General features: G+C 68.0%; 5 protein-coding genes. 4 read left to right on the top strand and 1 reads right to left on the bottom strand.

All coding sequences use genetic code 11. The features are described from left to right. Nucleotides 1–17 precede the first annotated feature (17 nt). The gene (locus AOK01_RS27105; protein ID WP_055516181.1) at nt 18–632 is read left to right on the top strand and encodes a TetR/AcrR family transcriptional regulator; all 615 of its coding nucleotides are present in this window, start codon (nt 18–20) and stop codon (nt 630–632) included. A gap of 138 nt (nt 633–770) precedes the next feature. On the opposite strand, the gene AOK01_RS27110 is transcribed toward AOK01_RS27105, so the two are convergent. Next, entirely contained in the window at nt 771–1,856 is a 1,086-nt protein-coding gene (locus tag AOK01_RS27110; protein WP_245702433.1) for a methyltransferase, read from the bottom strand. Nucleotides 1,857–2,251: 395 nt separating this feature from the next. Between AOK01_RS27110 and AOK01_RS45410 the strand changes: the two genes are divergently transcribed. From AOK01_RS45410 to AOK01_RS27125, 3 genes are all read left to right on the top strand, one after another. Next, nucleotides 2,252–3,193 carry a helix-turn-helix domain-containing protein gene (locus tag AOK01_RS45410; RefSeq protein WP_055516183.1) on the top strand — a complete coding sequence of 314 codons (942 nt, stop codon included), beginning with the start codon at nt 2,252–2,254 and terminating at the stop codon, nt 3,191–3,193. A 197-nt stretch (nt 3,194–3,390) separates the two neighbouring features. Then, complete coding sequence (locus AOK01_RS27120) at nt 3,391–5,448, top strand: NPCBM/NEW2 domain-containing protein (protein ID WP_079103785.1); 2,058 nt, start codon at nt 3,391–3,393, stop codon at nt 5,446–5,448. A 107-nt stretch (nt 5,449–5,555) separates the two neighbouring features. Next, nucleotides 5,556–6,000, top strand: a 445-nt coding sequence (locus AOK01_RS27125; RefSeq protein WP_055516185.1) for a P-loop nucleotide/nucleoside kinase family protein, incomplete at its 3' end; no start/stop codon positions are given.

The raw sequence follows: 6,000 nt of genomic DNA on the forward strand, positions 1-6,000 counted from the left end.
CGGTTAGGATCACCAGCATGAACGGACTACCGGTGAGCTGGGGAGCGCCACGGCCGGAGCGGGCGGACGCGGCGCGCAACCGTGCGCAACTACTGGCCACCGCCCGCCAGATGCTGACCGAGTCCGGCCCCGACCAGCTGACGATGGACGCGTTGGCCGAGCGCTCGGGCCTGGGCAAGGGCACCGTCTTTCGGCGCTTCGGTACCCGGGCGGGGATCTTCCAGGGCCTGCTCGACGAGGTGGAACGAGGCCTGCAGGAGCAAGTGCTGTCCGGGCCTCCTCCGCTTGGGCCCGGTGCACCACCGGTCGACCGGCTCGTCGCTTACGGCCGGGCTCGGGTGCGCTGGCTGATGCAGAACACCGAGATCGCCAGGTTCGCGCTCGACGGCCGGCAGCCCGTGCCGGGCGGCTCACAGACACCGGTGTCCCAGATGCACATCCGGATGCTTCTCCGCCACATGGACCTCGGCGGCCTGAACGTCGACGTGCTCGCGATCCAGCTCACCGCAGCGCTGGACGGCCCGCTCCTGCTGTACTTGTCCACCGACGCGCTGACCAACGCCGGCCCGCAGGTCGAACAGAACCTGGGTGCGGCCTGGCAGGACCTGGTCGAACGGGTATGCAGGCCCTGACACGCCGCGAAGTAGTCGCGGAGCGGGCTCAGCGCGTTCCGGTGGACGGCTGGACGGCTGGACGCCCGAGTGTTCGAGCATTGCCACGCGAGGACGGCCACGCGCGGATCGCTGCTCAAAGGCTCGCGCCCAGTGCCGTCAGACGGCGACGAGTTCCATACCGAAGTACCCGCCGCCTACGGGGTACGTCGTCGAGCGGCGCCATCCCGAGGCCTCGAAGAGCGCGTCGAATTCGTCCAGATCGCGTTCCATGCCGTTCGTCATGGTGAGCATCGCCATGTCCGACAGGGGTGCCAGGTCCGGCTTACCGATCTCGGCGATGACCATCTCGACGACCAGCATGCGTCCCCCTTCGTTCGCGGCGGACCGACAGCTGCGCAGGATGGTCGCGCACTGTTCGTCGTCCCAGTCGTGCAGGACCGTCTTCACCAGGTAGAGGTCCGCCGGGGGAACCGCCACGAAGAAGTCCCCCGCCACCGCGGAGAAGCGGTCGGAGAGACCACGCTTCTCGGCCTCACGGTGTGCGCCCTCGACCACGTGGGGCAGATCGAGGACCTGCCCGCTCAGCCGGGGGTCGGACTCCATCAGCGTCAGGACGAAAGCCCCGTTCGAACCGCCGACGTCGACCACGGTGGACACGCCGGTGGTGGAGACAGCACTCACGGCGCCCCGCGTCACCATGTCGGACAGGTCTCCCATCGACTCGGCGAAGAGCGCCGCCTCCTCGGCGTTCTGCGGCTGCGCGTAGTACTCGAAGATGTCCGTTCCCAGCGCCTTCTCGGTCTGGGAGGACCCTTGCCGTACAGCCTCTGGGAAGTGTTCCCAGGACTGCCAGTGCCCGTGGCTGGTCTGGGACAGCACCAAGGAGCGCAGGGAGCCGGGCACATCCGCCCGCAGCAGCCGGCCCCGCCCGGTGAGACCGAAACGGTGCTGCCCCTCGTGGCTGAGCATGCCCAACGACGCGGCCGCGCGCATCAGACGGTACGTGGCCCGCGGGTGACTCCCCTCGCGTTCGGCCACCTCTTCGGCCGTCATGACGCCGTCGGCGAGGTGATCGGCCATGCGCAGCGCCGCCATGCCCCGCAGGGTCTGGATGACGGTGATGCCGACCAGCATTTCGAAGACAGCGACGGCATCGGCCGCGGGATCGCTCGTGGCGACATCAGCGTCATTGTCGACATCGACGTCACGGCTCATATCAGTGCCGTCAGTGCTGTCGGTCATGTCGGTCATGGAAGTAGGAACCTTTCAGCGTGCACAGCGGGGGCGGAGGCAATCATGGAAGGCGGCCGAACGTCCGGCGACAAGACGGCTCCATGAGCGGCACTCCGCCGGACCTGGGCTGCCGTCCGCCGGTCTCGGAAGCGGTGTGACCCGGCTTCCGCGCTCTGCGACATCGTCCTCGCCGCCCACGTTACGGAGCAGGCGAGGGCGTGCGCTTGCACCACAGTGCCAACCTGATGGGACGTCAGTGTCAGCAGGTGAAGGCGTACCCATGCTGGAATGAAGACGTAAGTGTGCGAACCCGACAGGGAGTTGAGGTGTTGGCGATGGATGCCACGGGGAGCGCCAGGGGAAGCGCCGGACCGGGGGCCGACGGACCGAGGAGGAACTTCTTCGTGGACGTCACGGCCCCGAGCGCCGCGCGGGACGGGTTCGACGTCTTCCGGCGCGCGTGGGAGGGACAGACCGGTGAGTGGCTCCCGCTGCCGCCCCTGGAGCCGCTCGGACCGGATGGTTTCCGCGTCAGGGTCCGTGCGTCGAAGGTGCACGACGCGGTGATCGCGGACCTCTACGGTGAGTCGATCACCGGCGGCACCCGGGGTGCTTCCCACCAGCTCGACGACCGGGTCCTGGTGCATGTGATGCAGCGGGGCAACTGGCGCTTCGTCCGTCCGCGCGACCAGGTCGAGGCCACCGTACCGGCCGGGCGGTTCATCGCGCGGCACAACGGCCCTCCGGTGCGCTTCGAGGTGCAGCCGCGTACGAGAGCAAAGGTGCTGATCCTTCCGGCCGCGCCGCTCAGGCCCCTGATCGGCGACCGGGCGACCGTCGGGTCGGTCGAATCGGCGGAGGTACGTCTGCTCATGGCGTACGTCGGGATCGTCGAGACGACACTGAACGACCTCTCCTCCGCCGGTGTGCAGGCCGCCCGCGCCTCTCTGCTGGAGCTGGTCAAGGGGGTGCTTGTGCAGGCGTTCGACGACAGTGAGCCCCGGCTGGCCCCCGCGTTGGCCCAGGCGGCCAAGGACATCGTGGACAGCCGCCTCATCGATCCCGAGCTCTCCCCTGCGGCCCTGGCCCGCGAACTCAAGGTCTCCGTACGGACGTTGTACCGGGCGTTCGCCGCGACCGAGGAGTCGGTGACCTCGTACATCCGCCGCAGAAGGCTGGAACAGGCCAAGCTCGAACTGGCGGCACCGGTCGGCCGGCCGAGCATCTCAGAACTCGCCGCGCACTGGCGGTTCGCCGACAGCAGTCACTTCATCCGTGCCTTCAGGAAGCAGTACGGCCAGACACCTACCGACTACGCCCGTTCAACCAGGCAGACCGACCGGTAACCATGTCGGAACTTCAAACATTCTTCACCATGCTTACGACAATCTCAGCCACCACCGGGTGCCTTGGGAAACTCCGTGCCGAACAAGCCCGCATAGTCAAACCTCTTCCAACAAAGTCAGACAGTCCTTAGCCTCATCGCTCAGCAGGTCGCACCAAGGAAGCACTCCAGGACGCCTGATGAGGGAGATACGCGCAGATGCCTCACACTCCCGGGTGGAGAACCCGCCCCGGCTCTTTCGTACGCACCGCACTCGCGACGCTCGGCGCCGGACTGCTGTGCGCCACGGCACTCGGCTCGCCGGCTCTCGCCACCACGGGCGCCCTGGAGGAGACCCGTACCTCTGCCGCGTCATCGACCGCGCGTGACGACCAGCCGGCGCTGACGCCTCCGATGGGATTCAACAACTGGAACTCGACCCACTGCCGGGCGGAGTTCGACGAAGAGATGGTCAAGGGTATGGCCGACCTCTTCGTGCAGAAGGGGCTCAAGGACGTCGGGTACGAGTACATCAACCTCGACGACTGCTGGGCCCTGCCCGAACGGGACGCCGCCGGCAAGCTCGTACCGGATCCGGCACGGTTCCCGCACGGCATCAAGGCTGTCGCCGACTACGTGCACACCAAGGGTCTGAAGTTCGGTATCTACACCAGCGCCGGCACCAAGACCTGCAGTGACATCGGCTTCCCCGGCGCGCTCGGCCACGAGTTCAGCGACGCCCAGCAGTTCGCCGACTGGGGTGTCGACTACCTCAAGTACGACAACTGCAACAACCAGGGCGTGGACGCGAAGCAGCGCTACACCACCATGCGCGACGCGCTGAAGGCCACCGGCCGGCCGATTCTCTACAGCATCTGCGAGTGGGGCGAGAACAAGCCCTGGGAGTGGGCGAGGGGCGTCGGTCAGTCCTGGCGTACGACGGGCGACATCAGCGACAGCTGGGACTCCATGCTGTCGATCATGAAGAAGAACCTGCCGCTGGACGAGTACGCCGGTCCGGGCGGCTGGAACGACCCGGACATGCTGGAGGTCGGCAACGGCGGCATGACCGACACCGAGTACCGCACGCACTTCTCCATGTGGTCGGTCATGGCCGCGCCTCTGCTCATCGGCTCGGACCTCCGCTCGGCACCCCAGTCGGCCTTCGACATCCTCTCGAACGAGGAGGTCATCGCCGTCGACCAGGACGTACTGGGTAAGCAGGGCGGCGTGGTCAGCTCCGAGAACGGCCGCTGGGTGGTGGCGAAGCAACTGGCCGACGGCAGCCGGGCGGTGGCGCTCTTCAACGAGAGCAACACGCCGCAGCGGATCTCCACCACGACGAGTGCGGTCGGCCTGCCGCACGCGGCCGGGTACCGGGTACGGGACCTGTGGCAGCACCGCGACACCCACACGGCGGGCAGGATCTCGGCGACGGTGCCCGCGCACGGAACCGTGCTGGTGCGGGTGAGCCCCGACCGCGACTGGGCCGCGTTGCCGCCCGCGGTGGACTCCGGAGTGGACGGCAGCGCGATCGCCGAAGCGGGAAATGAAGTACGGCTCACCGCGGTCACCGAGAACCTCGGACGCCGCCCGGTACGTTCCCTGTCCACCGACCTCACCGGCCCCGAGGGATGGCGGCTGCAGGCCGACTCCCGCCCCGGCACCCGGCTGCTCAACGGTGGCGCGACGCTCCGGACGATCTGGCGGGCGACGGTTCCGGAGGCCACAGAACCCGGCACCTACGACCTGGAACTCACCACGAAGTACCGCGAGCCGTCCGGGCAGCAGGTCAGCTCGGCCTCCCCGGTCCAGGTGCGGGTGTCCGTCGCTCCGGGCGGCGGCACGACCTACCTGAGCGACCTCACCCCGCTGGCCACGGCCAACGGCTGGGGACCGGTGGAGAAGAACCTGAGCAACGGCGAGAGCGCGGCCGGCGACGGCAAAACGCTCACCATCGGCGGCCGGACCTGGGCCAAGGGTCTCGGTGTGCACGCCGCCAGCAGCGTCGAGTACTACACGGCGGGGCGCTGTGAACGGATCACCGCCCTGGTCGGTCTCGACGACGAGACGGGCGAACGCGGCACCGTCACCTTCGAGATCCGCGCCGACGGCGAGCCCAAAGCCTCCACCGGCGTCCTCGGCAACTCCCAGGACGCACAGGAACTCGCCGCTGACGTGAGCGGTGCCGAGACGGTCACCCTGACCGTCACCGACGGCGGCGACGGCATCGACTTCGACCACGCCGACTGGGCGGACCTGAAGGTCACTTGCTGAAAGCGTCCTTTCAGGGTCACCTGCTGAAGGTTGCCTGCTGAACGCTACGGTGGCCGGACCCGCTGGAGGGTCCGGCCGAGGCGGGGACGACGAGGTGGGAGAAGCGTGTGATCGTCTGGGTCAACGGTGCGTTCGGCAGCGGGAAGAGCACGTTGGTGGATGAACTGCGTCCGCGTTGGCCCGAGGCGCTGGTCTTCGACCCGGAGATGGTCGGGTATGTGCTGCGCGAGATCGTCGAGGTGCCGACCGGCGATTTCCAGGATCTGCGACTGTGGCGGCGGCAGGTGACCGACCTGGCCGTGGGTCTCGTCCAGGAGTATCGACGTCCCGTCCTGGTCCCCATGACGCTGGTCGACCCGAGGTACGTCGGCGAGATCTTCGGCGCGCTGAAGAACGCGGGCATCGTCGCCCATCACTTCTTCCTCAAGGTCTCGCCGGACGTCTTGGTACGGCGGATCGACGAACGAAGCTTCACCCCCGACGATCCCGCCAAGGACGAGCAGGTCCGGCAGTGGTGCAAGGACAGGATCGAACCGTGCACGGCCGCGGCCG

The organism is Streptomyces aurantiacus, from assembly GCF_001418335.1.
In the GTDB taxonomy this organism is placed as follows: Bacteria; Actinomycetota; Actinomycetes; order Streptomycetales; family Streptomycetaceae; genus Streptomyces; species Streptomyces aurantiacus.

Bases quoted from the DNA above. Each gene is read 5' to 3' on its own strand.
- AOK01_RS27105 (WP_055516181.1), top strand. From the start codon at position 18: ATGAACGGACTACCGGTGAGCTGGGGAGCGCCACGGCCGGAGCGGGCG.
- AOK01_RS27120 (WP_079103785.1), top strand. From the start codon at position 3,391: ATGCCTCACACTCCCGGGTGGAGAACCCGCCCCGGCTCTTTCGTACGC.
- AOK01_RS27110 (WP_245702433.1), bottom strand. From the start codon at position 1,856: ATGACCGACAGCACTGACGGCACTGATATGAGCCGTGACGTCGATGTC.